This window comes from Devosia submarina (assembly GCF_003056345.1).
In the GTDB taxonomy this organism is placed as follows: Bacteria; Pseudomonadota; Alphaproteobacteria; order Rhizobiales; family Devosiaceae; genus Devosia; species Devosia submarina.
Map to the genome: position 1 here is coordinate 1 of NZ_PYWB01000014.1, position 25900 is coordinate 25900.

Here is a 25900-nt window from a genome sequence, read left to right on the forward strand (position 1 = left end):
CACGGAAGTAATCACTTCGACCCGTCGAAACGGCTCATCGGCACTCTTGGACATAGTCGTACTCATAGGCGTATGCCTATGCCTTATCAGCTATGCCACATGTCCGGTCAAAATAGGGTGCGCTCCAATGAGGAACCCAGGTGAAGATGGGAGTAAGCCCCATTTCTCCTGTGTATTCAGCGTGCAGGTAGATCGCGTGATACGCGATAACCAAGATCACGCCGATGGCGCGACCGACTTGTATACTCTCTAACCTGCTCTTTGATGGTACTGGCATTTCCCCCGCCTGCTGTATGCTTCTACCAAAGCACAGTTCAGAAGGTCAGGGTAGCTTTCTAACGTTTGGGGCTAACCCCACGCCCTCTCATCAAGTGTGCTTACCCCAGCCCGCCTAGTGCGGGCTTTTTCATGAGGCCACCATGGCAAACGTTGTGATTACCCAGCTTGGCCCGCTCTACTCCATCGAAGAGGTGAAGCAGCACCTGCGCGTGGAGGGCAGCGATGACGACGAGCTCATTGAGGCCATGATGGATGCTGCCGAGCAGCAGGTTCTCCAGTACTGCAACATCTCTCTGGTCCCGTATGGGAAAGAAGCGACGTTCAAGGTCGCTGCTCTCATGGCGATTACCGCCATGTACGACAACCGGGCAGGCGAGGGCGAGATATCGCTCCCAGCATCATCCCGCAATCTTATCAATCCGTATCGCTGGCTTCGTGTTTAGGAGATCGCCATGCCAAAGTTCCGCTTCACCAAGGATTATGACTTCAAGCCAACGTCGCAGATGACGGTGGCATTCCCGAAGGGCCATGAAGGCGAGATCGTCACCGGCGCTGCCGCATCGGGGAAAATCACCAACGCCGTTGTGGAAGCGGCGCTGAAAGCTGGCGCAGGCGAGCATGTAGGTGAACCAGCCAAGGCCGAGAAGCCGAAGGCCAATGGCTGAGAACTTCCGCAGGGCAGGGGCGCTGCGCGAGCGCGTTCTGTGCCAATCTGCGTCTGCTCCCGCTGATGATGGCTGGGGCAACCCGCTTCCTGGCGCTGGTGACTTCGCCACGCAGTTTACCGTGTCTGCCGGCATGCGTCCGCGCACCGGTGGGGAGCAAGTTGACGCTGCCCGACTAGGTGGACGTCAGCCGTTTGTGGTCACCGTCCGCAACACGTCGCAAACCTGCCAGATCACCACAGCGTGGCGGTTGGTCGATGCTCGGAATGAAAGCCGGGTGTTTGCCATTACCTCCCCACCAGCCGATCCTGATGGGAAGAACCAATGGCTGGAATTTATCGCAGTGGAGGGGCAAATCTGATAGCCGTATTGACCACGAAGCTCACCGTCAAAGTCGCCTGGTGGGTGCAGCCATATCTCGATCTGCTGATGCTGATGTTCTACGTCATCGCGCCCTTCCTCGAAGAGGATGATCCGACGATAGATTGGTTGCTCAAACTGCACTCCGGCTTCATCTGCCGGTTTGGCATTCGCTGCCTAGCTGACTGATGGCCACGAAGATACTCGGCCTCGATCGGCTCAAACGTAAGCTGAAGCGGTTTCCTCAAGTTGTTGAGGCCGAAATCAAAGCCGCGATGGAAACGAGCGCCAATGAGATCGTAGCCTTGGCCAAGTCTTTGGCTCCGGCTGACAGCGGCGACCTCCGCAACAGCATTGCATGGACCTATGGCGATGCTCCGCAGGGTGCGATCGTCTTGGGAAAGGTGAAGGGCAGGCAGTCCAGAAACCTAAAGATCACGGTCTATGCTGGTGGCCCTGATGCCTATTACGCGAGGTTTATTGAGTTTGGCACCGCGCCACACGTAAATGGCGGGCGCTTCGCCGGATCGCACAACCCTGGCACCGCGGCGCAAAGTTTCTTTTACCCCGCATATCGAGCAAATCGAAAGCGGGCAAAGGGCCGGGTTACCCGTGCCGTCAACAAGGCCGCCAAGAAGGTTGCGGCTGGGGGCTGACATGGAACCGACTTATGAACTGCAGCTTGCGGCGCTCAATGCGCTGCGAGCAACGCCTGAACTTGTCGCTTTGGTCGGCAATCGAATCTACGACCGAGTTCCGGAAAAGCAGGTTGGCGAGCAGTTGGTGGCTGATGTCGTCAGCCCCTACATCAGCTTCGGCCCGGTGACAGTCATCAGTGACGACGCAGAATGCATTGATGGGCTGGAGGTCACATTCCAGCTCGACGCCTGGTCCTGGGGTTCTGGTGAGGCTTACGGGTCGGTGCAGGTCCGCAAGATCACTGGCGCGATCCGGAAGGCGCTCCACAACGCTGAATTGACGCTCGGCACGAATGCCCTGGTGACGCTGACACACGAATTGACCCGCATCCTGCGAGATCCGGATGGGGTCACCAATCATGGCGTGATCCAGTTCACGGCCATAGTCGAAACCCACTGATCATCTCCAAAGGAGGCCCTTATGGCCGTTGCAACCACCATCAAGGGCGGCTCGAAAGTTCGCGTCCTCATTGGCAATGATACCAATCCTATCGTTTATTCCGCACCCTGCGGCTTCACCTCCAAGAGCATCACCTTCAACAAGGGGCTTGAGGAAGTCGTCGTTCCCGATTGCGCCGATCCCGACAAGGTTGATTGGGTCGGCCGCGATACCGTTTCGCTGTCGATCTCGATCAGCGGAGAAGGCGTTTTGGCGTCGGAATCGGTGGAGACTTGGTTTGACGCTTGGGAGAGCATTGAAAGCTTGCCTGTCAAAATCGAGTACGAGTTTCCGGCCACTACCTATACCTACACGGGTCGGATGCACGTTGAAAGCCTGGAGCAGGGTGCACCAAACGGCCGGCGCGTAACGCAGAATGTCTCCATGCAGTCGGACGGTGAAATGGTCCGCACTTCTGCTGTGACCACCTGATGAGCAGAGACGCTAAGATCGATCTCGACTGGGCGGATGGTCATTACGATTTCCGCCTGGCATGGGGCCATCTGATCGAGCTCCAGGAGCAATGCGATGCGGGCCCATTCGTGATCCTGCAGCGCCTCTCCACAGGGCAGTGGAAGCTGAACGACATCAGCCACACGATACGGCTGGCACTGATCGGCGGTGGCGTTGAGCCAGCCAAGGCCATCAAGCTCACTCGTGATTATGTCGAGAGCCGGCCGCCTCTGGAAAACGTCATGCTGGCCCGCGGTATTTTGGGCGTTGCCCTGCAGGGAGCGCCAGATGAAAAACCGGGGGAAGCCGAGGGGGAGGCGACGGGCAGCGGCTCGATGACCTCCCCAACGGAAAGTTCCGAATAGCGGCCATCTACGGCGCTGCGGCTGCAATGGGCTTCACGCCCCAGCAGGTAAACGACATGAGCATGTGGCAGTACTTTGCCGCTCTCAACGGCTTCATCGAAGCCAATACGCCAAAAGACGGCAACAAGCTCACTGACACGCAAGCCGATGAACTGTTCGACTGGATCGAGCAGAGCGATAGCGGCGCGGTTCAGCTCTCCACACAGACCTATTGGCTAAACGGCGAGCACCTGGTGCCAGCTGGCGTGGTCACGTTCGAGGTTCAATAGCATGGCAACAGATGTCGAGCGGCTGGTGGTGTCACTTGAAGCCTCTGTGACCAAGTTTGATCGCGCCATGGCAAAGGCGTCTGGTGTATCTGACGCCACTGCTCGCAAGATCGAGCGCCGCTTCGCCTCCATGAACGATCGCATGCAGGCCAGTTTCGCCGGCGTGGGGCGCGGCATCGCTACTGCGTTTGCCAGTGCAGCCGCTTTGCGCGGGGCCCAGCAACTGATCGACACCAGCACTCGCATTGAGAACAGCCTGAAGGTGGCGGGGCTCGCCGGCGAAGATCTGACGAATGTATATGACAGCCTGTTCGCCTCAGCGCAGCGCAACGCCGCCCCACTTGAAAGCCTTGTGCAGCTGTATGGCCGCGCCGCGATCGTCCAGAAGGAACTCGGCGTCAGCACTGAGGAACTTCTCGGCTTTACTGACAACGTGGCTGTTGCGCTGCGCGTGGCCGGCACGGACGCACAGTCTGCATCGGGCGCGCTGCTCCAATTGTCTCAGGCGCTGGGCGCCGGAACTGTACGAGCAGAAGAGTTTAACTCCATCCTGGAAGGTGCTTTGCCAGTTGCGCAAGCTGCTGCGGCTGGCTTGGAAGAGGCTGGCGGTTCTGTTGCCAAGCTCCGCGCCTTGGTTGTGGATGGCGAGGTCAGCAGCGAGGCGTTTTTCCGCGCCTTCGAAGCCGGTTCGGTCATCCTCACCGATAAGGTTGCCGATGCAGAGCTAACTGTCTCCCAAGGCTTCGTGCGGCTGCAGAATGTCTTGATCGATGTTGCTGGGAAGTTTGACGAAACCACCGGCGCTTCGCAGAACCTCGCCAATTTCCTCGAAAGCCTCGGCGATTCGATCGAGCGCGTCTCCGATAGCCGTGCATTCGAAGCCATCATCGGGTGGTTGGATGATCTCGGCAACAGCCGCTTAGAAGGAACAGCCCGCGAGCTCGAGGCTATCGGCTCAGCACTTGAATATGTGATGAGCCGTTTTGATCGGTTCGGTTCCGAAGTGTCGGATGCCGAGCTGGAGATCGCCTCTGCTGAACAGGCCCTAGTCAATCTTGCCCAAAACACCAAAGGCAGCTTCGGTGAGGTGGACGCAGCGTTCCAGGATCTTGTTCAGCAGCTGCTGGAGGGCAGGGGTACAGCAGAGAGCGCCGCGGCAGCTATCGAAGCTCTAGGCGAAGCCAATCCCGACTTCTCAGCGCTGCAAAGCAAGATCGCTGCGGTGATCCAGAACTTCATCGCTCTGCGCCAAGCCGCTGTTGCTGCGACCCGGCTGGATGATGTCGGGTCGTTCCCCAGCATGGCGGAGTTCAATGGCGAGTTCAAGCCGCCTACTCCCGTCAAGCCAGTGTCGATCGCAGATTATACCCCGCCAACAAGTGGCGGCGGCGGTAGTGGCAAGAAGGGTGGTGGTGGAGGCCGTTCCCCAGGCGAGCGCTTCAATGAAGCCCTTGAGGATCAACAGCGGCGAATTGCCGAACTGCAGCGTGAAACCGAACTGCGCCGGCAGCTTGGTGCTACATATGATGAAAATGGCTTCGCGGCTGAGCGCTTGCGAGTTCAGCTTGATTTGGAGAACGAAGCGGCGCGGGCTGGCCTGGAACTCACGCCGCAGCGCGCAGCTGCCATTGAAGAGGTTGCATCAGCCTATGCTCGAGCATCGGTCGAAGCCGAACAGCTCAAGCAAGCCCAGGATATGGCCGCCGATGCCATGCAGAACTTCGCAGATGTCGCCGAGAGCGGACTGCGCGGCTTCATTGACGATCTGATCGAGGGCAAGTCGGCAACTGAAGCTCTAGGCAATGCTCTGGCCAGCATCGGCAATGCTTTGTTGGATTTCGGCCTGAACAGCCTCTTCAGCATGTTGATGCCAGGTCGCGGTGGGGGCATCGCATCGTTGTTCCAGCGTCGTGAGCGCGGCGGGCCGGTAACTGCCGGAAAGCCGTACATCGTTGGTGAGAAGCGCCCTGAGATATTCGTGCCGAACCAGAGCGGGCGGATCATTCCCCGCATTCCAACTATGCCGAGCGCCGGCGCTGCTGCCGCCTCCGGTGGCGGGTCAATGTCCATCAACGTTGACGTTACAGGCGCCCGTGGGAATACCGAGATTATGCAGATGGTTCAGGCGGGTGTCAGTGCAGGGCTCAAGGGGTACGACAAGCAATTGCCTGGCAAGCTTCGCGACATCAACCAAAGGACCGGCTAATGCCCGCAAGAGCAATGTCTTGGCCGGCTGCGCTTCCTCCGTGGCGGGTAGAATTCGTCCCTATGAACCAATCGCGTTCTGGTGGGGCTTCACTATCTGGCTCAGAGCAGATCATCGTCTCGCTGGCCGGCATGTGGAAGGCCACCGTTACAGTTGCGGTTCGGGGTGAAAGTTCGAACCTTGCTGCCCGGGCGTTCGTTGCTCAGATGGAAGGCAGGGCAGGGACTGTCTTGGTTCCCAAATGGGACAAGTACCGGCCCCGCAACATTAACGGGCGCCAGTTCTCACAGGCGCTAGCGGTAGGCTATGACGCCGCCCGCGAGGACGAGTTCAACTTCGATCTGTCAGGGTTCGGCCAGGAAGAAACGCCCCACGCTACAGTCTCCGGATCCGCCCCGCTGGGCGCCACCCAGATTGCCCTGAACCTGCTGGATGGCGAAGGGCCGCGGCCAGGCCATTACTTCGGCATAGGGCAGCAGATCTATCGCTGTCAGCAGGTCTGGCAAGAGAATGTAGGCGATCCCACCATAGTGCAGTTCTGGCCGCGCCTGCGAGCTCCTGCTCCATCAGGAACAACGGCTATCATTGATCGGCCGGTCTGCCTCATGCGGTTCGCAACTGACGACACTGGCGACATTGCTTTGAGCCGTGCCGGCTCGGGAATGGTCACCTTCGATTTTGTGGAAGCTTGGTGATGGGATTTTTCTCTCAGACCATCGAAGCCAAGCTGGCCGGCCGGGAGGTCGCGGCGTCGCTCCTTGTTTATATGGGGTTTCGAGACGCGCCCCGTCACTGGTGGATGGGCTTTGGCGATCTCACCGCCGGCGGCCACACGTGGCAAGGCACAGGCGAGATGATCCAGATCGATGGTCTGGAGTCTGCCATCGGCACGGTAGCGCCTAAAACAACCTTCACGCTCTCCGGTGTGGACAGTGCGATTGTCACGCTCGCCCGTCAGTCAAGCGCACGGGTCAAGGATCGGCCGTGCCAGGTGTTCATCCAGTTCTTCGAGATCGCGCCTGGCGGCGATCAGATGCCGTGGCAACCGCTCGATGCGCCTTATGCAATTTGGTCCGGTATCATGGACCAGATGAGTTATGCCGCAGACGGACCAAGCCAAAGGCGCGTAACGCTGACAGCAGAGAGCATCTGGACCGGGCGGCGCAGGCCCGCCTACGGTTTCTGGACCGATCGCGATCAGAATGCGCGCTTCCCCGGCGATCGGGGCTTAGAGCAGGTCGTGAACTTGGTCATGAAAACGGTGAGATGGCCCGCATTTTGAGCCTATGTGTTTGATATTTAAGCGGTAATTTGCTACAAGTGACGGGCTGATTTGGTGCTTGGAACCACCGAACCAGCCCTAACCGAAATCAACACGGGCGAGTGTCGAAATGGCTGAAACTAATCGTATATGTTCCGTCGAGGGCTGCAACAAGCCTTATGAGGCGTTGGGATATTGCTCGGCGCATTACACTCGCGTTCGAACTCACGGCAATCCCATGGCCCATGTGCCTCTGAGGGCCAGCCGTGGCGAGCCATCCAAGTTTTTAGAGCAGGTCATCGCGGGAGAAATTACGTCAGGTGGGTGTATTATTTGGCCCTATGGCCGCTTCTCTAGCGGCCGGGCTCAAATATCAGACCCCAGGTATGACACTTCACTCGCATATCGCGTCGTGTGCGAGCGCGTTCACGGCACTGCACCAACACCAGATCATGAGGCGGCGCACTCCTGCGGCAAGGGTCACCTTGGATGTATTGCACCGCATCATCTGAGATGGGCGACATCGCATGACAACCATCAAGACCGGAAGCAGCACGGCACTTGGCGATCCGGTGAGAACCACGGCAGCGCTAAGCTAACCGAAGCTGACGTTCGGGAAATCCTAAGGCTCAAGGGTGAGGTCGGACAGCGCCGGTTGGCGAAGCGGTACGGCGTCTGCAAGAGCCTTATCGGGGCGATCCATCGTAGAGAAATCTGGACCTCTTTGGAGGAAGCAGCATGAGCCTACCAAAAACACTTGCCGCGCTAGATTGCTCTGCTGACGCTGTTGCCAAGTGGCTCGGGCGCATTGCCGCATGGGGGCTGATCTGGGGCGCGCTCATCTGGGCCGCTCTCGTCTGAATGATCCGGCCAGCAACGACAAACGACATTGCGGCAATCGTCGCAATGACAGAGCGGCTGCGCGCATCAATCGGCTCGCCGCTGCCAGTTGATCCTCTAGTTGCGTCCCGGTTTGTCTCTGGCTTGTTGGGGAGCCCGTTGGGCTGGGTTCACGTGGTGGACGGGGACGATGGGCCTGCAGGCTTCTTGGCGGCTTCCATTGGCACCGCATCTATCTCCATGGCCCCAGTTGCCGTGGAGCATGGCTGGTGGGCAGGGAAGGGCGGCGGAATGGATCTGCTCCGCGCCTATTTGACCTGGGCCAAAGAGCGCGGCTGCTTTGCCGTTCGCATGTCCACGCCGCCGAATAGCGAAAGAGCCGGAATGATCTTGAAACGCTGCGGCTTTCAGCTGGCAGAGCAGGCATGGGTGCGGGTGCTGTAGATGGATATGAACCGCTGGCCGCCCCGCCCTTGGGAAGCCACAACGCCGCGCCGCGCCTTTGCGATCTTCACGGCCATTACTGGCTATGTCGCAAGCGCCCTGGTCGGCATTGGCCTATCAACGGCTCTGGCGGGTGTCGCTGCCAGTGTGATCGTCGGTGCTGCGTTCCTTGGCGTCTCGATGCTGCTGACGCCGCGCCCGCCGGTTATGAAAACGCCGCAGGCGCAGGCAGTGGTGAACCAATCCACCGGTGCCCGCCTGCGTGGCTATGGCTATGCGCTGCTGGGTGGAACCCGTGCGTTCTTCGATAGCAAGGATGGCTTTCTCTACCAGGTCATCATGATGCACTCTGGGTGGATCGACTTTATCGAGCATTTCCGAGTGGGTGATCAGCAGGTCACGCTGAATGGCGATGGCGATGTGACGGCACCAGACGTGTTCGTTTCGGACAACACGGGCAACCCGTATATCCGCATTCGCGCTCATACCGGTTCGCCCAACCAACCTGCCGATGCAATGATGATGGATGCTTGGCCTGGGGTTTGGACCAGTGCTCACCGTCTGCGCGGCATAGCCTATCTCGCCACGCGGTTCCGATCTCCACGCAGCGACAATGCCTCAATCGTCTACCCAGAGAGCTACAATACACCAGTGCGCGCCTTGTGCCGGCTCTCCCGTATCTGGGACCCACGCAACGGCAACACCGTTTGGAGCGATAATCCAGCACTCTGCATCCTCGACTACCTGACCCATCCTGACGGCTTCAAGAAAACTCGGGACGATATCGACCTCAACAGCTTCGCCATCTTTGCCAATCTTTGCGATGAGGCCGTCCCGCTAGCTGCTGGCGGCACGGAGAAGCGCTATCGGCTCTGGGGCGTCTACAGCCTTAATGATGAGCCAGAAGACATCCTGCGAAAGATGCGGGCCACCTGTGACGCTGAGCTCTATCAGAACGCCCAAGGTAAGATCGCAATCAGGGGCGGCAAGTGGGAAGCGCCAACGGTCACGATCACAGACCGGGATATCCTCGGCCACTCTATGGAGCAGGGGAACAACCGCTTCGCCGCCTTCAACGAACTTAAGATCATGTACACGTCGCCGCTCCATGACTTCCAAACCATGGAAGCAACGGCTTGGATCGACACTGCCGACCAAGACGAGCGCGGCCCTATTCCTTCTGACTTAGACCTGGACTTTGTGCCTTCGCCTTCGCAGGCCCGTCGCTTGGCCAAGATCCACATCAGCAAGTCCAATCCTCGCTGGAAGGGCAGGGTGAAAACCAACCTGCTCGGGCTCAATGCACTAGGCGAACGCACCATAGCGCTGGAGATCAGCGAGCTTGAGATTGACGAGGCGTTCTATGTGGCGGGCTTCTCGATCGCGTCCGATCTGACTTCAGTCGAGATCGAGGTGATGACCATCTCGGAGGCTGCGTATCAGTGGAACCCTGCATCGGAAGAGGGGCAGAACCCCGCCATTCCGCAGGACACCACGCCTGACCTTTCCTATCCGGTCCCAGAAGGTCTGGAGCTCTCAGTTGATGATGACGGGATCATCACGGCAACTGTCGATGATCCGGCACGCTCCGGCCTCGCCCTGCAGGTTCAAATCCGCGCTGGGGCGGGGTCCACGTGGCAGGAGATGGACGTTCAAGACGACAACGTTTCGGCTGTTTTCGGTCCAGTTGCTGATGGCACCTACGAAGTTCGCGCTCGCTGGACTGGGGCTCTGAACGCAGCCGGGGAATGGGCTTTCCCATACGTCACGATCACCGTGCCGGTTCCTCCGCCACCAGGCCCTTGAGCCTTCCAACATCATTGACTGCAACATGGCTCGCTTCGGCGGGCCTTTTTCTTGAGGGCACCCCATGCCAACTATTGCTGAGGCAAAGACAGCTATCCTTCGGGCCTTTCGTGAGTTCCGGCGTTATACCGGCGATGGGCTGCCTGCCGAGCCTATAAGCGCACCGTTGCCCGTTGGCGACCCGCAATCAGGCGTGAACAATCCTAATAAGGCAATCATTCGGAATGCTTTTGGCTTAGCATTTGATGCTCTGCAAGAGATCGCGGACGATATTGCAGCGGGTGCCGTTCCGGACAACGGCGTCACCACTGCGAAGCTGATAGATAGTGCAGTCACTCGCCCCAAGCTGCTGCCGGCTGTGGCGAAGTCTGTCTCGATCAACGTTTATGAGTTCGGCGCGCTCGGCAATGGCGTAAATGACACGGCGGCTGTGCAGGCAGCAATAGACTATTTGCCCTCTAGTGGCGGGGAACTGCTTTTCCCTGGGGGCGGGACTTACAAGCTGGGGCAGGTGAACGTTGCCAAGCCCCTAAACATCAAAGGAGCAGCCCGAGAGGGCGCAAGCGTCATTAAGCCTTTGGCAGCGACGGGAGACTTATTCAATGTAACAGGTGTCGCCTTCACCGCAAGGGATCTACAGTTTAGCAGCGATGTGGTCAGGACTACTGGCGCCACTATAAAGGTGACTGGCCCCGGACGTGGGTCTATCCGTGACTGCATGATGGAAAAGCATTTCCAAGGCATCGTTCTGGACGGCGCGTTTGCTTTCGTTCTGGACGGCGTGAATTTCTTCGACGCAACGCCTAGCGCAACAGCGGTAGGTTCTTGCAACATTTCGCTTGGTCCAACCCAATACACTCCCAGCATTTCGATCAACAACTGCAAAGCCAACCAAAACAATGAGAGCCTTCAGCCGTCTTTCGGCATTGTCATGGGGTACGTTGATATTATCAACATGACAGGCGTCGACATGATAAAGCAGGGCACTAACCTGTCGATCCGACCTTCCGCTGGTCAATTCGCGCACGGTGTCTATGGTGCGAATTGCTGCTTCGATAGCGGGCTGATTGCAATGGCAATCACCCCTAGCGGCGGGGACGTTCGCCAGTGCGGTTTCACTACCTCATGGTTCAGCGGCAGTCAGCAATCAGGCATCGTGGTTGACCCGTCCGGCTCTGCAATAGTAGCCGGTGTGGGTATTGCAAACAGCGACATCATCAGCAACGGCAAAGGCGGCGCTGGTCATGGTATCGCCCTGATAGGCCCTAACGTGTCCAAGCTTTCCGTCACTGACGGTTGCCGCATTAGCGACAACCCGAATAATGGCATCGACGTCTCTGGCGGCGCTACTGAGTTGATCATCGTGAACAACTTCGTTGGCCAAGTCGGTAACCTTGGCGGTAACGGCCAGACTGGCTTGGTCTTTGCCGGAGCCATGGACTACTCCGTAGTGACGGGAAACAATGTCGGGGGGAACGGCACCGCAGGGCTGTTTAACGTCGCAACCGGAACGCACAACGTCATTGCTAACAATCCAGGAGCCTAGGCCTTAGCGTGGCTTGAAGAGATGTGGAGTGTGGCGTTAACCGCTAGGCCAGTGGCGACTGACGCTCCAGCAACAATCGTCCAAAAGAGCATGTGCCCCAGAGCACTTTGGGGCTCTCCCGGAATAAGGGTATCAACAATGCGAAGGTATGGCCCGTGGAATACAAACAGGTAAACTGAGAAGTCTGCCAAAAATTTCCACTGGCCATTTATCAGCGACAGTCCCTTTGAGACTGCCCCTGCCTGATTGGACAATAACAGGATGAAGAAGCCGCTGACTACCAGAAATGCTGCAAGGTAATTCGATGCGTCCACGGGTGCGAACACCATGTAGTAAAACATGATGCTTATGCAGGCGCATTCAAGGGCAGTCGCAACAACTAGCGGCATACGGTGAAGCTGGGGATATGCCGAGTAGACGGCATAAACCACCGCGCCTAAACCGAAGCCGGCAATGGCCCTCATCATCCCCATGCTCAGGAACCCGAAGCGGACCTCCCATGTAAAGTTTATGCTCCCGCTATAGTTTAGGATCATCGCGTAACCAGCAAACGCAGCAACAGCTCCTCCGGCCAGAAACCATTGGCGGGGGATGTATATGCTCAGGAGTAATGCGGTGATCGAGACAAGGAGGTAGCAGGACAGGAACCACATAGGCCCGTTAACAATGAATTTATTCAATCCAGTGGATTGAAGCATCGTTACTGCTAGGAGCAGATCGGGAAGCGCGGGCCACGGGAAAACTACTAGCGTGAGGACGACCCCGGCAAAGTAGTAAGGGTATATTTTCCAAATTGTAGACGCGATTGCCGACGATGGCGGCTTTTTGGCAGGGCGATCATACCTGGAAGCCGCGAGAAACCCGGCCAAGACAAAGAATATCTCCACGGCCAAGTAGCCTTGTGGGGCCAAGCGCCAATTGCTGTGGAAAATCAGAATTTCAAAGGCGAGGATAAAGCGGAATGGCTGAAATGCACCCCAAGTCAGAGGGCGCGCAGCTAGATCGTTTGTCAGCGGACTTGCTCCCGACCCCTTTTGGTCAGTTTGTAATAGCTGCGAAACCCTATGGCGTCGTGATACTCTTCGAAAAAGCCAGAGCGCACGCCCTCATCCATCGCCTTTGCCTGTGCTGGGCTGAGCTCGTCGTCGGTCAGCTGTTCACGACCGCGCTCTAAAGCCCACAACATGAGGGATTGCAGACTTACCAGGTCTTCTGCCTCGGCACTCTGAGTCAGGCGGTCAACGGCCTTCGTTAGTGTGTTGCGAAGTTCCACCCTTTCTCGTTCCAGCATCGCTATCTTGGCTTCGAGCTGTTGGATAGTTTCCTGCGGATCGATCACTAAAACCTCGCTACGTTCACCACCGCCCGGCTATTGCTGCCTCTTACCCGAGCCATCCCCACTTGCATAGCCTGACGCTCCTCCCGCTCCATTGAGTGCATAGGGCAGGGCGCGGCGCAATCCTCTTACATCACTGGAGATCAGCACATGCTGACCACACGCATCGTCCGCTTCATCGGCGGCCACGAAGGCTTTGTCTCGACTATGTACCTGGACCCGACCGGCACGCCAACGATCGGGTACGGCTTCACTTGGGGCAGCCGGGTGTTCCGCGAATGGTGGACAGCCAAGTACGGGCGCAAGATGCGCAAGGGCGACACCATCGGGCAGAACGAAGCCTATGAGGTGCTGCTGAAGGTACTCGATGCCGAGTATCTTCCTCCCGTCGAAGCTAAGATGCCGACGGCGCCGATCAACGTCAAAGAGCCGGCGCTCTCGGTAGTTTTCAATGCCGGGGCAGGTGCCTTGGCATGGAAGTGGGCCGCTGCTTGTGCCCGCGGCGACTACAAGGGCGCTGCCAACCTTTGGCGCAATACAGCAACCACATCCAAGGGCAAGCGCCTCCCGGGGCTGGTACGTCGACGGAACGAGGAAGCAGACATTGCTGCCTTTGATAAATGGCCGACATGGATGGGAACGGCAGTCGCTGACGTACCTCCCGAAACCCACGTCGATGAAGTTGACGTCAAGCAAGCCCAGTTGTGGCTGAACGATCTTGGCTATCAGCTCGGCCGTGCCGACGGCATACCCGGGCCCCGTACCGTTCTTGCGGCACGGCGCTTTCAGCAGGATCACGGCACGCTCAAGGTCGACGGGATTATTGGGCCTGCAACCCTGGCTGCACTGCAGCGCGCCATCGACCTCAAGCGCAAGGCCGCGCAGGTGGCGGCCGGCGGAACAGTCACGGCCGGGGCAGGGGCGGCAGAAGGTGCAACGGGCGCAGCTGACCATGTTCCCACGCCTGTGGGAGATGCCGGCTGGCTCGGTGACCTTCTTCTCTGGGGCGGGCTCGCCATCCTTGTTCTTGGTCTGGCTTACCTCGCCTGGCGCTATCGCGACGAACTCACCGCAGCTTTAAGGAAACTATGAAATGGACCTTTCAACAATCCTGGTCGCAGCCGGTGCGCCGCTGCTCAAGGAAATCATTCAATCCAAGCTAGGCGGTGTTGGCGGCCAGATGGCAGGTGTTGTTGTGGATACTCTGGCCGAACGGCTCGGCGTTCCAGCCACGCCTGAAGCCATCGGCGCTAAGATCGAGAGCGATGTGAACGCTCCTGTCGTGGTGCGCCAGGTCGAAGCTGAGGTTCGGCAGGATCTTGCCCGCATCGCTGAAGCCGACCGCGACATGATGTTGAGCTATCACCGCATGCTCGAGGGCGACCAGAAGTCAGAAGGATGGATACAGGCCCGCTGGCGCGGCATCTTCGCCCTAGCCTTCACTGCCTGCTTCGTCGGCATCGTGCTGACGATCTGCCGCGCCATCTGGATCGGCCAGCTCACTGGCATTGAAGCCGTGGCAGGCCTTCTCATCACTCTAGTTGTCGCCGGCTGCGCCGTTCTTGGCGTGCAGGTCTATCAGCGCAGCGAGGAGAAGAAGGCAGGGGTGATCTGATGGATCACCAGCCATACACTGGCACAGGCCTGTGGGTGCAGATCACCCACAGGTTCGGCCCTCGAATGCCCGAATGGTTCATGGCGGGGCACACGGCAGTTTTTGGGTTCGTCCTGCTGATTGCGCCCGAGCTTTTTACACAACCCACCTGGGCTGGCTTTCTCAAGCTCTTCTCCTGGCTGCCGCCTGATGCTGTGCAGTTCTACATGGGCGTAGGCATGCTGATCGCTGGCCTAGCTCGCGTTGCAGGCCTGATCGTCAATGGTGCCCGCAAGCACGTGACACCAAGGATCCGGCAAGTGTCGGCCGGCGTCGGCTGCATGATCTGGTTTGGCATTACCTACGCTTTCGCCTCGTCTGATGTCGTCAGCACGTGGCTCGCGATCTACCCGCTTTTTGGGATTTGCGAGCTGGTCAATATCCACCGTGCCGCGCACGACGAAGGAGAGACGCGGAATGGACGAACTGGTTAGGCTTATCGGGTCACTGCCCATGCCTGCTCTACTTGTATTTGCTGCGGTGCTGGCCCTGATCTTTGGCGTCCGACACATGGGCTTGCTGCAGGGCCTTCGCGCACTTGCTCCCGCCGAGGGAGCGGGCGAGGGAACAGGGCGCATTCTGGGCGCGGTGATCGACAACAAAAAAGCCGATGAACTGATCGCAGCGTTTACCAAGGTAGCCAGCGAGCTGGCCGACAACACCGAAGCTACCAAGGAGACGGGCAATGCCATCCGGGCCAACACTGCCGCGGCGATTTCCATGGGCGGGGACATCACTGATGCAAGGACTGACATTCGCGAGCTCACGCGAGAAATCGTGCGGTCTGGCAGGTGATCTGCCTTTGCCCCTCATGCGGGCGGCCCGCCAGTTGGGAGCTGCAGCGCGTCGGACCATTGGCCATGCTGATGGTGAAGTGTTTCGTCTGCGACCCTCAAGGCCCATGGTTACATGAGCCTGTCGAGATAATCAGAAAGCCAGCGGGCAGGGCGGGAATGTGGCCCGCGGCCACCGATGCACCGGCTATGCACCAAACTGTTGGAGACGCTGTTTCCCCATAATTATCCACAACCAACCATCCATCTTGTTCTTATTCTGTTCACGCTGATAGGACTCGCCACATCCAGAAGGAGGTGACGATGATTCCAATCGCAGCAAAGCCACAGAACAAGGCAGAGATGATCCGACTGGCAAACGCTAAGGAGCCTTTGCTTACTCCCGAGCAGCTGGCCGCAAAGATGGGCGTTCCCACCCAGCAGGTACGCCAGGCTCTCCGTAGCAAGGGCATCCCACTCAAACGCGGGCTTCGGTCCTGATATTGGCCGGCTGTGTCGACGCTTCGTCAAATGAAGGAAGAGGGGTGGCGCATCACCCTCTGCTGCAAGGCGGCGAACGCCCGCTGCACCCATAGCTGGCAGCCGACATGGGATCAGCTGATCCAGTATTTCGGCCCGGACGCTGACTGGGTGAAGGACCGGACTGGCTTCGAGCGCCTAGTGTGCGAGGTATGTGGCGGCCGAGGCGCTACCGTCATCGTTCAGCCTTCAGCAGACACCCACGGCATGGGCGGCGCAGGCGGCGCTCATGATCACGGGCCTATGCCGGCACCCGAGGATATTGCCAAGCGCAAGGCCGAGTTCGAAGCGTGGTTCCGGTTCCACGGGTTCAAGACCAATGCCGAGATAGCAGCAGAGGCACGGGCAGAGCGGAAGCGGATAAAGGAAGCAGAGAAGGAAACCAGCAAGCACTTCATTGGCCCGCCAAACCCGTGGAAGTACCGGAAGCGGGGCAGGTGGCTTTAGGCCGCGTTCTCGTTCAGCCTGGCCGCTTCGTATTGCGACAGCAGCCGCAATCCAGATTGGGTGGCATGGGCCTTGCTGGGTGATCCCATTACCAGGCGATCGGCTAAGAGCAACTGCAGGGTCGGGCTGTCCTCGATAGCGTGTGGGTTATTGATTAGGCTGCGGAGGATTGCGACGGCTTCGGGCGTGAGCTCTTCGATAGTCATGGCGGCTCGATAGCCGATTCATCCGTCTCCGCACAGGCCCAAGCAACCTCGCGCCTTTAGTGGGCTGGTGTCAGTCGAAAAGGATCTCGTAATAGGCGTTGGCTATGATTTCACATAATGCCTGATGATGCGGACTGTGCCTGCTTCTTTGGTTTAGCTGTCCTATCATCCCGTCGACGTATTCTTTGAGGCTTTTCCAAGCGCGTTCGTCCAAGCCCGATTGACTAGCTCGGACGAACCCATCAAAGTCAGCGATCATTTTTCTTGCCAAGGATAGTCGTGGGCCAGGTGGAAGGCCTTCAATGACGTACGTAGCATTGGTTCCCGGAGCCAGTTCAGCTGGGGCCTGAATTTGAATGAACTGGCTCACTGGTGGCGCCGTGATCGAGGCGGTCGACCGGTCCCGGTGGTGATATGGTTCCTGCTCATAAGCAGTGCTAGCGCCGCGGCACACATAATCATTCCTGACTGCCGAATTATCGGAAGTAGCTTCGCGTTCGGGCAAAGAAGGGGCATCGACCGCAACGATGATGGGTTCGCGTTGGTATTCTGGATTAAGCGATACAGGATTGAGCCATCGATCTGAATCATCTTCATCATCTGCAGGCGGCTCTAGGTCACTGTCGCCATCTATCTCATCTATGATCGCTAAGGCGCGCTCAACAAGGTCGGCAAGGATGTGGCGAGCAAGCCTTGGCGTTGTTGGCGTGCCCCCGATCGCGCTATGCACGTCGGCAAGCAACCGGCTTATGCCTTCATAGTCGACAACGTCGCCGTCATCATCCTGCAGGTCCAGGAAACCAGGTAGATCGACTTCTTCGTGGGCGCAAATCCAAGCTTTCACCATAGTTCCATTAGCGAGGAACAGGTGTAAGCCACAGTGCTCACCCTCCACGATCGGTTTAAGCACGCGAGCCCCGGTCAGCACTCGCAATTGCGTTTCTGCTAGACGAGCGCCGATCGAGACTGGGTTTAGAAGATCATGATCGCGAAGCAGAGCGCCAGCTGCGCCGAGGTTGTCGGTCCCAAGCTTTTCTTCGAGGTCATTTATGATCTTGCGCAGCGAGGCCCTGTCTAGCGCCGTGAGCCACATGATTCTGAGCTCTGATGCGCCTAGGACGATGAGGTCAAGAACGTACTTCTCCTCCTCGGATAGTTCGACAAAGCAGACCTCCTCAAAGAGTACTGGCTTCTCCCAAGACCTGTAATTCGTGTTGTGAAGCATCGTCCCTCCAGAGCCATGGCTTGGGAGAGATTTTGCGTAATCATAGGAGTTCCACTACCCTCCGAACGGAGGGGAAATTAACGAAACGTCAACCCTGTTTGACTGGCGTTTCGCGCTATCATTCAGACCTTGATTTGCTTCAACCGGATTGCCGCTACAACTGCCTGCGTGGTGCTTGCTGCATCCATCTTTAGCCGAGCAGCTTCTACGTAGGATTTCACTGTGGTGCGGGACAGGTCCAAAATCTCAGCCGTTTGGGTCAGGTTGTGTCCACCGGCAAGCCATGTCAGCACTTCTCGCTCTCGATGCGACAAGTTAGGGTGGGCTCGCCTCTTTTGATCCATGATCTCGATGGCACGAATTTGGGCGTGCAAGCATGCCATGTGTAGAAGTTTTCGCTCCCACCCGGTGGGTTGAACCTTTCGCTCGGATGCTAGCGACACAAGGGCTTGCGTAGTTAGGCTATCGTGCAATGCAACGATAAGACCGTCCACCATTGCGAACTCGGCGGCCTCTGCCGCAATCTTCTTAGAGATCGGAGTGGCTCGAATGCGCTCCCTGGCTTCGATCCAAGTCCAAGGGCGAAGTTGGCCGTAAGCGAAGTCAGCCACTAGATCGTGCTTGGCATAATTCTCACTGGAGTATCGATCCAGCCAAGCTTGTGGCAAGTTATGCGCTATGGACGCAACCGCGAGCCTTCCACCGACTTCTTGTTTTAGTCTGGTGATCGAAAAACGGGTAAATCCAAAACTCCGGATCGCGCTGGTAAAGGCCTCTATAAGCCCCCGCAAGCTTGTTTGTCTGTCAATATTCTCACAAAAATCTAGCACGCTGTAAGTTAGGCTGTCCAAGAATGCCCCCACTGGCACATATGGAAAGTCTTTCTAAGGCTAAATACCTAGTAATTACTTACTGAGGTTCGCTCGCGTCGGTGAGCAGCAAGCAAGCACAGAAAAGGAGGATCGCTATGTTTCCTAGCAAGCTTGCGTTAACAACCCGGGGTTTTTGTCAGGTCGTTGTCAGGCGCACTGTGGTACGCCATGCAGGCAATTAACATACATTAGGCTCTTTGGTGGTGATCGGTCGGTTCTTTTACGCAGCGCAGGTTCCCGATCAGTGCGTCGGAGTCGAAATGCGCTGGAGCGACAGCAGACCCGAGGGGGTGTTGCATATCCCATCTGCTCTTACCGGAGTGCTTGTCGCGGCAGGTTACGACCAGTTCGAAACAGGTCACACCTATCACTTGCCTATGGCTGTTGGGATTGCAGTAACACTGAGCATGCTCACCTATACGCCCATGTATTTGACCGGCGATCTATCTGTCTGGACAGAGGAATGGGCTGAGCTGAAGCTCAGTGATGAGGCAGTCTCAGACGCAAACTAGACGGGCCTGACCTTGATTGAGCCTAGCTTTCAAAGCGAGTTGATCAGCGGCTTCTTGGTATCTGTGCCTTCATAGCGGCTGTTGTTGACTGCGCGGGTGACGCGGTGAAACTGGAGCTGGCTATCAATCTGGCTGTCCATCAGCAGCGCTTTTGCACTAACGCCCTGGTCCTCGCATGATAACCACTGTTCATATGCTTCCGGCCCGATGATCAGCGGCATGCGGGTATGGATGTGGGCGATGCGCTCGACGGCCGGCGCCGTGATGATGGTGCAGCTGGTGACGCCAAGGTTATCGTTGTGCGCCCAAATGCCGGTAAAGCTGAATGGCTGGCCATCTGGTAGTTGCAAGAGCCATGGATCTTTGCCGCCGTCCTCGGCCCTGGTCCATTCGAAATAGCCATCGGCTGGGATCAGACAGCGTCGTGACTTGAAGCCCTTTCGGAATGCGCCGGAGGTGTCCACCGTCTCGAGGCGAGCATTGAACATCGCGGCCTTGGGCAATTCCCTGGCAAAGAACGGCACAAGCCACCACCGGCCCCGATCCAGCTCCATGTTTCCGGCCTTGTCCAGGTGGACAAAGTCAACGTCTTGCGTCGGCGCGATGTTGTACCGCGGTTGCATGTTGTGCGGCGGCACGGGATGGAGCTCGTCACTCAGCTTGTAGAGGGCGTGAAGCTCAGGCCAGGTCAGTTCGTTGGTGAAGCGGCCGCACATTCTGACTTGCCTCGCAAAACGGCTGCTTCTGCTTCAAGGCGAGCTACATTCGCCTGCAGTTCAGCAATCTGGGCGTGAAGGGCCTCTGTTTCCATTTTATGGTACTGCAGAGCCAACTCAACAGCGTTCCGGGCGCCAAGCTTCTTCATTAGGCGATATCTGTGCACCTCGATCGTACGCTCAGAAAGTCCAATTTTTTGGCTGATCTCAGCACTGGTAAGCCCTTGCGCAGCGAGCTCCGCGACTTCCTGTTCACGGCCGGTTAAGGGAGCCCCCAACTTGAGCAGTGCGCCAGCGCGGCAGTGTTTTACAACGGCTAAGCTCAGACTGAGCCGATGAGCTATAGCTCTACTGCTCAGGCCCTGAGCTGACAGCGTTAGGATTTGCTCATCCCGAGCCTTAAGAGCGGTGCCAATATGATCTTCCATTAGTCCAGCCCCTCCAGTTCGGCCAAGCGTCCCCATTCTGGCCGCCACAATGCCCTGTCCTGGATGGCAATGACAACGCGATTGTAGGCCCACAAGGCACAAAGCTCGTCGGCTCGCCTGAGAGCTTCAGGGACGGAGTAGGGGCCTTCAAGAGACGCCTTCACCTTGTCGCCCTGGCGAATCCAGTCCGGCCAGTAGATCGATGCTAGGACCTCGCCGTACTCAATGCCAGCAGCCGTGAATGCCTTCTCGTCCGATCCAATGCCGACGATGATTGCATCTAGCGCAACTTCGTCATCGTCTGTGGTCCACTGGTAGATGGTCACAGCTCTGGCGCCATCTGTTCGGGTGTTTCAGGCATCGATTCGGAACCTCTCCAGAACAGATTTTGCACACACCACGGATAGTGTGTGCAATCCTTGTCTTGACAGGTAGGCCCAAACCCCAGAAAAGGCGGGCGTGAGGCCACGTGGCGGAGTGGTGACGCAGCGGATTGCAAATCCGTGTACTCCGGTTCAATTCCGGACGTGGCCTCCAAATTTCCCTGAACATTTTTGGTGCCGCAACGGGTTCGTCTGAACTCTGGCTTTATTGCGCCGATGCGTGCGGTACTCAGTAGTTCTCCTGGGCATCATCAACCGCCGCATCGCTTCTTGTGCAGATTGCTGGTCGGCAATTTCGTCTTTCGCCAAATGGCTCCTGGACCTGGATCAGTTGTTTACTGGTAGGTATTTACCCGTACACGATCGGTTAACCAGCATGTAGCGGCGTCTATACTTTTTGCCGCTTCAAAAAGACAAATCAGAGAACAATTGCATCTAGGTTCACCTCGCCGCAGACAAGATCTACTTCGGGGGACCAGATGGCCAAGATATCAGCATTCAACAATTTCCGCTTCGACTTCCGCAATCCTGACTCCATGAATGTTGGCGATTGGATCGGCCAACCGATCGTTTCATCGACCAAGGTGTCGGTGCCGACCAATGCGGGCGTCTTCGATCTCTATGGCAGCAATTTCTCGTTCAATTTCCAGACCGGGGCGGTATCGGGTCTGGTTACAGAGGTGACGTTCTCACAGAACGGCCAACTCACGGCCAGCATCAGCGACCTCAATCTCTCTGCTGCGGAGGTTTTGAGTTATGCGCAGCTCAACAATGGCGCTTACCTCCTCGTCGACCGGCTGCTGTCTGGCGACGACAGCATGAAGCTGAGCGGCGGCAACGATGTTGTAGCCGGCCTGGGTGGCAGCGACACCATCGATGCCGGCGAGGGCTTCGACATTGTGCAATTTGCGCAGAACGCCTCGAGCTACACGATTGGCAGGGTTGGCGACGCAATTGTTGTGAGGGATGCCGGTGGCGACACGGACACGCTGATCAATGTCGAGCGCGTTCAGTTCGCCGGCGAAACGCTGGCCCTCGACACCGATGGAATTGCTGGCGCAGCATACCGGCTTTATCAGGCGGCGTTCGATCGTGCTCCGGACCAGCAGGGCCTGGGTTATTGGATCGACGAACTCGATGCCGGCAAGGGTGACCTGGCCTGGATGGCCAACAATTTCATCATCTCCGAGGAGTTTAAGGACACCTACGGCACGCCATCCAGCGTCAGCAATGAAGCCTTCCTGGAACTCATCTACAACAATGTTCTTGATCGCGCGCCCGATGGCGAAGGCTACCAATATTGGATGGCCGAGCTGAACCGCGGCTTTGAACGCGAGCGCGTGCTGGCCTCGTTCTCGGAAAGCGATGAAAACCGGGCCAATGTGGCGGACGCCATAGCAGACGGTATCTGGTACTTCTAGCACATCCTGGCGTCGGCACGCTGTGCCGGCGCCAAGCACAGCAAGCGGCCGCAATGAGCGGGGTCTAACGCATGTTATCGTGCTGCCCCAGCACTTTGGGTTACGATCCCGCTCATGATTCAAAACCTGTCGGTCGCACTTCTTCTGGAAGATGAAGCCATCATCGCGATGGACATGGAGCAAGCCCTCGGCGATGCCGGGTTCGATGTGTCCACGGCCATGACCTGCGCGGCGGCCGAAGCTTGGCTGCTCGAGAAGCGTCCCGATGTCGCCATTGTGGACATCACCCTGCGCGATGGGTCCTCCGAAGCGATTGTTGCCCGCTTCGTGGAGGATGGGGTGCCCTTTGTTGTGCACTCGGGTGACCTGCCGCTGCACCACCAAGGAACGCCCTATGCCTCGGGCATCTGGGTTGACAAGCCCGCCACCCGCGAAGCCCTGATCGACGCCGCCAATGCAGCGATAAAGCGCCGCTAAGCTCTTTGCTGCGGGTCGCTGGCACGCACCTCGTCCACCGCCTTGTTGCGTTGCCACAACCTTGCGGCTATCTGGCGCCACCCGCCACAGCTGAGTGCCTCCATGGAAAAGCCTGCCACACCGACAAAGCTTATTGTCTATCTTGCATTTGTACGCGACGAGGAAGGCGAACTCCGGCCTGCCTTTGACGCGCGCGAGGCGCAGTCGGAAAGTGCCGCCAAGCAGCAGGCGCGCTTGCTGTGGTCGAGCGGCAAATATGCCGGCGTACTCGCCTGGTGGCGCGCGGCTGATTTGGTGAACGGGGAATTCGGCGATCCCGTCGTCCTGCTACAAGAGGGCGATGTTCCGGACATGGAATAGGGCTTTTCGCCCGTCTTTATGCCTCAGGGCTATCCAGGAAATGCACGCCAGCCAGGGTGCCATGCTGCCAGACAAGCTGGCAGGGCTCGGCGCGATGGTCGAACAGCAGGACGAACTGCTCGGGCAGGATATTGGCATGCGCCATTTCCAGCATGGCGCCCGAGCGGGATCGATTCACCAGGTGAAGCGGCAAACGGCTCAGGCCGTCAGAAGCAACGGCCGTTGCCTCGATCCGCGTCGCATGGCGAGCATGACGCCGTCTGTCTTCATGGGTGCTCATGGCCATAGAACTACCCTCAAGCCTTAAAACTGGGTGAAGCGGATCGCTGCGCATTTGCAGCAAATTGGATCGATATTCTCCGCCTCAGGGGGAATACCTAAGGGCCTTTCTCGGGCAAATGGAACTAGCTCCTTTGGATGGGGGAATATCCGGTCGTTCGGGCCTAAGCCTTTGCCCGAGCATCAAGATCGCGCGATTCGGCGACCAGCCTTTGGTGACAGAAGCGGCAATTCGCCATCCGCACTCGCCGCTTGCCAAGCTGCACCAGCGGGAGATATTCACCATCAGTGTTTAAAAGGGGCGGCACTCTTTCGATGACCGACTTCCGGCGTGCGCGCACGCATATGATCGATAGCCAGTTGCGCAGCACCGGCGTCACCGACAAGCGCATCCTTGCGCGCATGAGCGTCATCGAGCGCGAGCGCTTTGTTTCGCCTGCCCGCCGGGTGACTGCCTACACCGACAGCGTGCAATGGCTGGGCAAGACGGGCAGCGGCCGCTTCATCGCGCCGCCGGCAATCTTTGCCAAGCTCCTGCAACTGGCCGAAATCACATCGGATGAGCGCGTGCTCGATATCGGCGCCGCCACAGGCTATTCGACCGCCGTGATCGCCGGCCTTGCCGCTTCGGTAGATGGCTTTGAGCCGGACGCAGAACTCGCCAGCACAGCGCAGGCCAATCTGCGCGAGCTCGGCCTGGCCAATGCCAACATGGTCGAGACGATCGGGCAGGGGCTCTATGAAGTTGTTTTTGTGGAAGGCGCGCTGCAGACTGTTCCGCAGGACTATTTTGACGCGCTCAGGGAAGGCGGGCGCCTCGTTGCGCTGATCTGGTCCGGCGGTGTGTCGGTCGCCCATGTTTTTGTGCGCACTGCCAAGGGCATCGCCGCGAGTGCCGAGTTCAATGCTGCGCTGCCACCATTGCTGCCGATGCAAAAGGCGCAGGAATTTGTCTTTTGAGAATCATCAAAGCTCGGCGTGTTGCCGATTGGGCACGGTTCCTAAACCTCTTAAGCGTTATAGTTCAAATTGCTTGCGTCCGGAGAGTCGAAGTCCAGTGACCGCGAGCATAGTACCAAAGTGGAGTCGGCAATGAGTTTTCGCGCAACAATGGTCGCCAGCGTCTTGGCGCTTAGCATGGCCTCGTTGGCTGTCTCGGGCGCCCAGGCGCAGTCGATCACCCAGGCGCTGACCAGGGCCTATGATTATGCACCCGATCTGCAGTCGGCGCTGCTGGCGGCTAAGTCGGCTGCTGAAAACGTTGCACTCGCCAAGGCTGGCAAGCTCCCCACGATTGGCGCTTCCATCGGCGGCACCTATTCGGGCTCGCTCACCGATGCAGGTTTCACCGACGGCACGTCGCTGACAACGGGCCTCACCTATAACCAGACCATCTTCGACAATTTCCGTACCGACGCCGAGATCGAAGCAGCTCGCGCCGGCGCTGAAGCCGCTGAATTCCAGATCCGGAACACCGAGCAGAACGTGCTCCTGTCCGTCGTGCAGGCCTATATGTCCGTTCTTTCGGACCGCCAATTGGTGGCCCTGCGGCGCGAAAACGTCACCTTCTTCCAGGCCCAGCTGCAATCCTCCGAAGATCGCCTCGAAGTGGGCGAGGGTACGCGTATCGACGTTGCCCAGGCTCGCGCGCGTCTTGCCCAGGGCCAGGCTACGCTGGACGCAGCCATCAACAGCCTTGAAATCAGCGAGGCCACCTTCCAGCGCTATGTCGGCGTCGCGCCGCAAAGCCTTGATGGCTCGCACAATTATTCTCGCCTCGTTCCCCGCAATCTGCAGGCTGCCATTTCTGAAGCCGAAGTCGGCCATCCCGCTATTTTGGGCGCCAAGGCCGCGATCCGCGCCGCTCAGGCCAATTCCGATGGCGCCCAGGCAGAGTTCGGCCCCTCAGCGAGCGTAACCGGGCAGGTCGGTTCGAGCTGGAGCCAGCCCAATAGCCCCGCCGATGGTTTCTCGGGCTCGGTCCGTTTCCAGATCACGGTTCCCATCTATGCCGGTGGCGCGATTGGCGCCTCGGTGCGCCGCGCCAATATCGAGCAGATCCGTTCCGAAGTGGACGCCATGTCTGCCTATGACCAGATCCGCGAATCGGTGATTTCGGCCTGGGCCGGCATCCAGAGCGCCGACGCGCAGATCACCGCCGCCAATGCTGCCGTTGCCGCCGGCCGTGAGGTAGTGGAAGGGGTGATCCAGGAACGCGATTTGGGCACCCGCACCACGCTGGACGTCCTGAACGCGCAGGCCGAACTGACCTCCGCCCGCGAAGGTCTAATCACCGCCTCCGCCAACAAGGTCGTCGCGACCTTCTCTCTGCTTGCCGCCATCGGCAATTTGACCGCGACCGATCTTGGCCTGCCGGTCGAGGTAAAATCGGCGGTGCGCTACAACCAGGCCGTCGAAGACGTTTGGCAGGAATTGCGCACCATCGCCGAGTAACATCTGCTCGAGTCCGATGCTCTCTATTGTGGCTGGGCAATGCCCGGCCACAAGTTTTAGTGGAAGACATCTCTGCCCCTTGCCTCCGCGATTCACATGGAGGCTTGCCAGCGTTAATGTGTTCTCAACGAATCACGCAGCAACCAGGGCGGTTGGTAGGCTGCGGGTCGAGCGCGCATGAGTAAG

Annotated in this window: 36 protein-coding genes and 1 tRNA gene; 28 read left to right on the forward strand and 9 right to left on the reverse strand. The window is 58.2% G+C overall.

All coding sequences use genetic code 11. The features are described 5' to 3' along the window. Positions 1-419 precede the first annotated feature (419 nt). The 16 genes from DDE77_RS17555 (at position 420) to DDE77_RS17625 (ending at position 11631) form a co-directional block, all read left to right on the forward strand. Complete coding sequence (locus DDE77_RS17555; protein WP_108398783.1) at positions 420-722, forward strand: head-tail connector protein; 303 nt, start codon at positions 420-422, stop codon at positions 720-722. 9 nt (positions 723-731) lie between these two features. After that, complete coding sequence (locus tag DDE77_RS17560) at positions 732-944, forward strand: hypothetical protein (RefSeq protein WP_108398784.1); 213 nt, start codon at positions 732-734, stop codon at positions 942-944. Next, positions 937-1305 carry a head-tail adaptor protein gene (locus tag DDE77_RS17565; RefSeq protein ID WP_108398785.1) on the forward strand — a complete coding sequence of 123 codons (369 nt, stop codon included), beginning with the start codon at positions 937-939 and terminating at the stop codon, positions 1303-1305. The genes DDE77_RS17560 and DDE77_RS17565 overlap by 8 nt, the downstream gene beginning before the upstream one ends. An 8-nt stretch (positions 1306-1313) precedes the next feature. Next, a complete protein-coding gene (locus DDE77_RS17570) occupies positions 1314-1493 on the forward strand; it encodes a hypothetical protein (RefSeq protein ID WP_108398786.1) in 180 nt (59 codons plus the stop codon). After that, positions 1493-1960: an HK97-gp10 family putative phage morphogenesis protein gene (locus DDE77_RS17575; RefSeq protein ID WP_108398787.1), complete on the forward strand. Its 468-nt coding sequence runs from the start codon at positions 1493-1495 to the stop codon at positions 1958-1960. The genes DDE77_RS17570 and DDE77_RS17575 overlap by 1 nt, the downstream gene beginning before the upstream one ends. Position 1961: 1 nt before the next feature. Beyond that, complete coding sequence (locus tag DDE77_RS17580) at positions 1962-2402, forward strand: DUF3168 domain-containing protein (protein ID WP_108398788.1); 441 nt, start codon at positions 1962-1964, stop codon at positions 2400-2402. A 21-nt stretch (positions 2403-2423) separates the two neighbouring features. Beyond that, positions 2424-2873, forward strand: a complete 450-nt coding sequence (locus DDE77_RS17585) for a phage tail tube protein (RefSeq protein WP_108398789.1) — start codon at positions 2424-2426, stop codon at positions 2871-2873. Continuing rightward, on the forward strand, positions 2873-3259 hold the full coding sequence (locus tag DDE77_RS17590; protein WP_108398790.1) for a gene transfer agent family protein: 387 nt from the start codon (positions 2873-2875) through the stop codon (positions 3257-3259). The genes DDE77_RS17585 and DDE77_RS17590 overlap by 1 nt, the downstream gene beginning before the upstream one ends. A gap of 26 nt (positions 3260-3285) precedes the next feature. Continuing rightward, complete coding sequence (locus DDE77_RS17595; RefSeq protein WP_108398791.1) at positions 3286-3528, forward strand: hypothetical protein; 243 nt, start codon at positions 3286-3288, stop codon at positions 3526-3528. Between the two features lies 1 nt (position 3529). After that, complete coding sequence (locus DDE77_RS17600) at positions 3530-5734, forward strand: tape measure protein (protein WP_108398792.1); 2205 nt, start codon at positions 3530-3532, stop codon at positions 5732-5734. 62 nt (positions 5735-5796) lie between these two features. After that, the gene (locus tag DDE77_RS17605) at positions 5797-6429 is read left to right on the forward strand and encodes a hypothetical protein (protein ID WP_108398793.1); all 633 of its coding nucleotides are present in this window, start codon (positions 5797-5799) and stop codon (positions 6427-6429) included. Further along, a complete protein-coding gene (locus DDE77_RS17610; protein ID WP_108398794.1) occupies positions 6429-7016 on the forward strand; it encodes a hypothetical protein in 588 nt (195 codons plus the stop codon). Before DDE77_RS17605 ends, DDE77_RS17610 begins: the two co-directional genes overlap by 1 nt. 717 nt (positions 7017-7733) lie before the next feature. Then, on the forward strand, positions 7734-7856 hold the full coding sequence (locus DDE77_RS20110) for a hypothetical protein (RefSeq protein WP_281261314.1): 123 nt from the start codon (positions 7734-7736) through the stop codon (positions 7854-7856). Positions 7857-7994: 138 nt separating this feature from the next. After that, entirely contained in the window at positions 7995-8279 is a 285-nt protein-coding gene (locus DDE77_RS17615; RefSeq protein WP_157959924.1) for a hypothetical protein, read from the forward strand. Continuing rightward, positions 8280-10085, forward strand: a complete 1806-nt coding sequence (locus tag DDE77_RS17620) for a phage tail protein (protein ID WP_108398796.1) — start codon at positions 8280-8282, stop codon at positions 10083-10085. Between the two features lie 64 nt (positions 10086-10149). Then, positions 10150-11631 (forward strand): right-handed parallel beta-helix repeat-containing protein, encoded by a 1482-nt coding sequence (locus DDE77_RS17625; protein ID WP_108398797.1) that lies wholly within the window; start codon positions 10150-10152, stop codon positions 11629-11631. Here the strand turns inward: DDE77_RS17625 and DDE77_RS17630 are convergent. Further along, a complete protein-coding gene (locus tag DDE77_RS17630) occupies positions 11628-12644 on the reverse strand; it encodes an acyltransferase family protein (protein ID WP_108398798.1) in 1017 nt (338 codons plus the stop codon). The genes DDE77_RS17625 and DDE77_RS17630 overlap by 4 nt on opposite strands. Further along, positions 12641-12970 (reverse strand): hypothetical protein, encoded by a 330-nt coding sequence (locus DDE77_RS17635; protein WP_108398799.1) that lies wholly within the window; start codon positions 12968-12970, stop codon positions 12641-12643. The genes DDE77_RS17630 and DDE77_RS17635 overlap by 4 nt, the downstream gene beginning before the upstream one ends. A gap of 147 nt (positions 12971-13117) precedes the next feature. On the opposite strand from DDE77_RS17635, the gene DDE77_RS17640 reads away from it, so the two are divergent. The 5 genes from DDE77_RS17640 (at position 13118) to DDE77_RS17660 (ending at position 16381) form a co-directional block, all read left to right on the forward strand. Then, positions 13118-14059, forward strand: a complete 942-nt coding sequence (locus DDE77_RS17640; RefSeq protein WP_108398800.1) for a glycoside hydrolase family protein — start codon at positions 13118-13120, stop codon at positions 14057-14059. Position 14060: 1 nt separating this feature from the next. After that, positions 14061-14582, forward strand: coding sequence for a hypothetical protein (locus DDE77_RS17645; protein ID WP_108398801.1), 522 nt, complete (start codon positions 14061-14063; stop codon positions 14580-14582). After that, a complete protein-coding gene (locus tag DDE77_RS17650; protein WP_157959925.1) occupies positions 14582-15055 on the forward strand; it encodes a hypothetical protein in 474 nt (157 codons plus the stop codon). Before DDE77_RS17645 ends, DDE77_RS17650 begins: the two co-directional genes overlap by 1 nt. Then, positions 15039-15416: a hypothetical protein gene (locus tag DDE77_RS17655; protein ID WP_157959926.1), complete on the forward strand. Its 378-nt coding sequence runs from the start codon at positions 15039-15041 to the stop codon at positions 15414-15416. The genes DDE77_RS17650 and DDE77_RS17655 overlap by 17 nt, the downstream gene beginning before the upstream one ends. A 509-nt stretch (positions 15417-15925) precedes the next feature. Then, positions 15926-16381 carry a hypothetical protein gene (locus DDE77_RS17660; protein WP_108398804.1) on the forward strand — a complete coding sequence of 152 codons (456 nt, stop codon included), beginning with the start codon at positions 15926-15928 and terminating at the stop codon, positions 16379-16381. Here the strand turns inward: DDE77_RS17660 and DDE77_RS17665 are convergent. The 3 genes from DDE77_RS17665 to DDE77_RS17675 all read right to left on the reverse strand — a co-directional run bounded on the left by DDE77_RS17665 (position 16378) and on the right by DDE77_RS17675 (position 18663). Further along, complete coding sequence (locus DDE77_RS17665) at positions 16378-16587, reverse strand: hypothetical protein (RefSeq protein WP_108398805.1); 210 nt, start codon at positions 16585-16587, stop codon at positions 16378-16380. The genes DDE77_RS17660 and DDE77_RS17665 overlap by 4 nt on opposite strands. Positions 16588-16657: 70 nt before the next feature. After that, complete coding sequence (locus tag DDE77_RS17670; protein ID WP_108398806.1) at positions 16658-17812, reverse strand: hypothetical protein; 1155 nt, start codon at positions 17810-17812, stop codon at positions 16658-16660. Between the two features lie 122 nt (positions 17813-17934). Continuing rightward, on the reverse strand, positions 17935-18663 hold the full coding sequence (locus tag DDE77_RS17675) for a helix-turn-helix transcriptional regulator (protein WP_170116546.1): 729 nt from the start codon (positions 18661-18663) through the stop codon (positions 17935-17937). Positions 18664-18944: 281 nt separating this feature from the next. Here DDE77_RS17675 and DDE77_RS17680 point away from each other — a divergent pair, with 281 nt between their 5' ends. After that, on the forward strand, positions 18945-19196 hold the full coding sequence (locus tag DDE77_RS17680; RefSeq protein WP_157959927.1) for a hypothetical protein: 252 nt from the start codon (positions 18945-18947) through the stop codon (positions 19194-19196). A gap of 29 nt (positions 19197-19225) precedes the next feature. Here DDE77_RS17680 and DDE77_RS17685 read toward each other — a convergent pair whose 3' ends face one another. Genes DDE77_RS17685 through DDE77_RS17695 form a run of 3 tightly spaced genes read right to left on the reverse strand, consistent with a single transcriptional unit; the run spans position 19226 to position 20666 of the window. Beyond that, complete coding sequence (locus DDE77_RS17685; protein WP_108398809.1) at positions 19226-19912, reverse strand: SOS response-associated peptidase; 687 nt, start codon at positions 19910-19912, stop codon at positions 19226-19228. Further along, positions 19885-20340, reverse strand: a complete 456-nt coding sequence (locus DDE77_RS17690; protein WP_157959928.1) for a helix-turn-helix domain-containing protein — start codon at positions 20338-20340, stop codon at positions 19885-19887. Before DDE77_RS17690 ends, DDE77_RS17685 begins: the two co-directional genes overlap by 28 nt. Next, positions 20340-20666 carry a hypothetical protein gene (locus DDE77_RS17695; protein WP_108398811.1) on the reverse strand — a complete coding sequence of 109 codons (327 nt, stop codon included), beginning with the start codon at positions 20664-20666 and terminating at the stop codon, positions 20340-20342. The genes DDE77_RS17690 and DDE77_RS17695 overlap by 1 nt, the downstream gene beginning before the upstream one ends. Positions 20667-20803: 137 nt before the next feature. Between DDE77_RS17695 and DDE77_RS17700 the strand changes: the two genes are divergently transcribed. The 4 genes from DDE77_RS17700 (at position 20804) to DDE77_RS17715 (ending at position 22981) form a co-directional block, all read left to right on the forward strand. After that, a tRNA-Cys gene (locus DDE77_RS17700) sits at positions 20804-20877 on the forward strand. A gap of 325 nt (positions 20878-21202) precedes the next feature. Continuing rightward, a complete protein-coding gene (locus tag DDE77_RS17705; protein WP_108398812.1) occupies positions 21203-22144 on the forward strand; it encodes a DUF4214 domain-containing protein in 942 nt (313 codons plus the stop codon). A gap of 114 nt (positions 22145-22258) precedes the next feature. Beyond that, on the forward strand, positions 22259-22621 hold the full coding sequence (locus DDE77_RS17710) for a response regulator (protein WP_108398813.1): 363 nt from the start codon (positions 22259-22261) through the stop codon (positions 22619-22621). Between the two features lie 102 nt (positions 22622-22723). Continuing rightward, on the forward strand, positions 22724-22981 hold the full coding sequence (locus tag DDE77_RS17715; protein ID WP_108398862.1) for a hypothetical protein: 258 nt from the start codon (positions 22724-22726) through the stop codon (positions 22979-22981). A gap of 16 nt (positions 22982-22997) precedes the next feature. Here the strand turns inward: DDE77_RS17715 and DDE77_RS17720 are convergent, their stop codons facing one another. Continuing rightward, a complete protein-coding gene (locus DDE77_RS17720) occupies positions 22998-23267 on the reverse strand; it encodes a PilZ domain-containing protein (RefSeq protein WP_157959929.1) in 270 nt (89 codons plus the stop codon). A 308-nt stretch (positions 23268-23575) separates the two neighbouring features. On the opposite strand from DDE77_RS17720, the gene DDE77_RS17725 reads away from it, so the two are divergent. Further along, positions 23576-24220 (forward strand): protein-L-isoaspartate O-methyltransferase family protein, encoded by a 645-nt coding sequence (locus DDE77_RS17725; RefSeq protein WP_108398815.1) that lies wholly within the window; start codon positions 23576-23578, stop codon positions 24218-24220. 132 nt (positions 24221-24352) lie between these two features. Then, positions 24353-25714 carry a TolC family outer membrane protein gene (locus DDE77_RS17730; protein ID WP_108398816.1) on the forward strand — a complete coding sequence of 454 codons (1362 nt, stop codon included), beginning with the start codon at positions 24353-24355 and terminating at the stop codon, positions 25712-25714. Positions 25715-25900 lie beyond the last annotated feature (186 nt).

Coding starts and splice junctions, on each gene's coding strand:
- DDE77_RS20110 (WP_281261314.1), top strand. CDS start 7,734: ATGAGCCTACCAAAAACACTTGCCGCGCTAGATTGCTCTGCTGACGCT.
- DDE77_RS17580 (WP_108398788.1), top strand. CDS start 1,962: ATGGAACCGACTTATGAACTGCAGCTTGCGGCGCTCAATGCGCTGCGA.
- DDE77_RS17655 (WP_157959926.1), top strand. CDS start 15,039: ATGGACGAACTGGTTAGGCTTATCGGGTCACTGCCCATGCCTGCTCTA.
- DDE77_RS17605 (WP_108398793.1), top strand. CDS start 5,797: ATGAACCAATCGCGTTCTGGTGGGGCTTCACTATCTGGCTCAGAGCAG.
- DDE77_RS17720 (WP_157959929.1), bottom strand. CDS start 23,267: ATGGCCATGAGCACCCATGAAGACAGACGGCGTCATGCTCGCCATGCG.
- DDE77_RS17690 (WP_157959928.1), bottom strand. CDS start 20,340: ATGGAAGATCATATTGGCACCGCTCTTAAGGCTCGGGATGAGCAAATC.
- DDE77_RS17575 (WP_108398787.1), top strand. CDS start 1,493: ATGGCCACGAAGATACTCGGCCTCGATCGGCTCAAACGTAAGCTGAAG.
- DDE77_RS17610 (WP_108398794.1), top strand. CDS start 6,429: ATGGGATTTTTCTCTCAGACCATCGAAGCCAAGCTGGCCGGCCGGGAG.
- DDE77_RS17645 (WP_108398801.1), top strand. CDS start 14,061: ATGGACCTTTCAACAATCCTGGTCGCAGCCGGTGCGCCGCTGCTCAAG.
- DDE77_RS17710 (WP_108398813.1), top strand. CDS start 22,259: ATGATTCAAAACCTGTCGGTCGCACTTCTTCTGGAAGATGAAGCCATC.
- DDE77_RS17620 (WP_108398796.1), top strand. CDS start 8,280: ATGGATATGAACCGCTGGCCGCCCCGCCCTTGGGAAGCCACAACGCCG.
- DDE77_RS17590 (WP_108398790.1), top strand. CDS start 2,873: ATGAGCAGAGACGCTAAGATCGATCTCGACTGGGCGGATGGTCATTAC.
- DDE77_RS17650 (WP_157959925.1), top strand. CDS start 14,582: ATGGATCACCAGCCATACACTGGCACAGGCCTGTGGGTGCAGATCACC.
- DDE77_RS17600 (WP_108398792.1), top strand. CDS start 3,530: ATGGCAACAGATGTCGAGCGGCTGGTGGTGTCACTTGAAGCCTCTGTG.
- DDE77_RS17560 (WP_108398784.1), top strand. CDS start 732: ATGCCAAAGTTCCGCTTCACCAAGGATTATGACTTCAAGCCAACGTCG.
- DDE77_RS17625 (WP_108398797.1), top strand. CDS start 10,150: ATGCCAACTATTGCTGAGGCAAAGACAGCTATCCTTCGGGCCTTTCGT.
- DDE77_RS17670 (WP_108398806.1), bottom strand. CDS start 17,812: ATGCTTCACAACACGAATTACAGGTCTTGGGAGAAGCCAGTACTCTTT.
- DDE77_RS17565 (WP_108398785.1), top strand. CDS start 937: ATGGCTGAGAACTTCCGCAGGGCAGGGGCGCTGCGCGAGCGCGTTCTG.
- DDE77_RS17555 (WP_108398783.1), top strand. CDS start 420: ATGGCAAACGTTGTGATTACCCAGCTTGGCCCGCTCTACTCCATCGAA.
- DDE77_RS17725 (WP_108398815.1), top strand. CDS start 23,576: ATGACCGACTTCCGGCGTGCGCGCACGCATATGATCGATAGCCAGTTG.
- DDE77_RS17715 (WP_108398862.1), top strand. CDS start 22,724: ATGGAAAAGCCTGCCACACCGACAAAGCTTATTGTCTATCTTGCATTT.
- DDE77_RS17640 (WP_108398800.1), top strand. CDS start 13,118: ATGCTGACCACACGCATCGTCCGCTTCATCGGCGGCCACGAAGGCTTT.
- DDE77_RS17685 (WP_108398809.1), bottom strand. CDS start 19,912: ATGTGCGGCCGCTTCACCAACGAACTGACCTGGCCTGAGCTTCACGCC.
- DDE77_RS17660 (WP_108398804.1), top strand. CDS start 15,926: ATGAAGGAAGAGGGGTGGCGCATCACCCTCTGCTGCAAGGCGGCGAAC.
- DDE77_RS17705 (WP_108398812.1), top strand. CDS start 21,203: ATGGCCAAGATATCAGCATTCAACAATTTCCGCTTCGACTTCCGCAAT.
- DDE77_RS17665 (WP_108398805.1), bottom strand. CDS start 16,587: ATGACTATCGAAGAGCTCACGCCCGAAGCCGTCGCAATCCTCCGCAGC.
- DDE77_RS17585 (WP_108398789.1), top strand. CDS start 2,424: ATGGCCGTTGCAACCACCATCAAGGGCGGCTCGAAAGTTCGCGTCCTC.
- DDE77_RS17680 (WP_157959927.1), top strand. CDS start 18,945: ATGCGCTGGAGCGACAGCAGACCCGAGGGGGTGTTGCATATCCCATCT.
- DDE77_RS17730 (WP_108398816.1), top strand. CDS start 24,353: ATGAGTTTTCGCGCAACAATGGTCGCCAGCGTCTTGGCGCTTAGCATG.
- DDE77_RS17595 (WP_108398791.1), top strand. CDS start 3,286: ATGGGCTTCACGCCCCAGCAGGTAAACGACATGAGCATGTGGCAGTAC.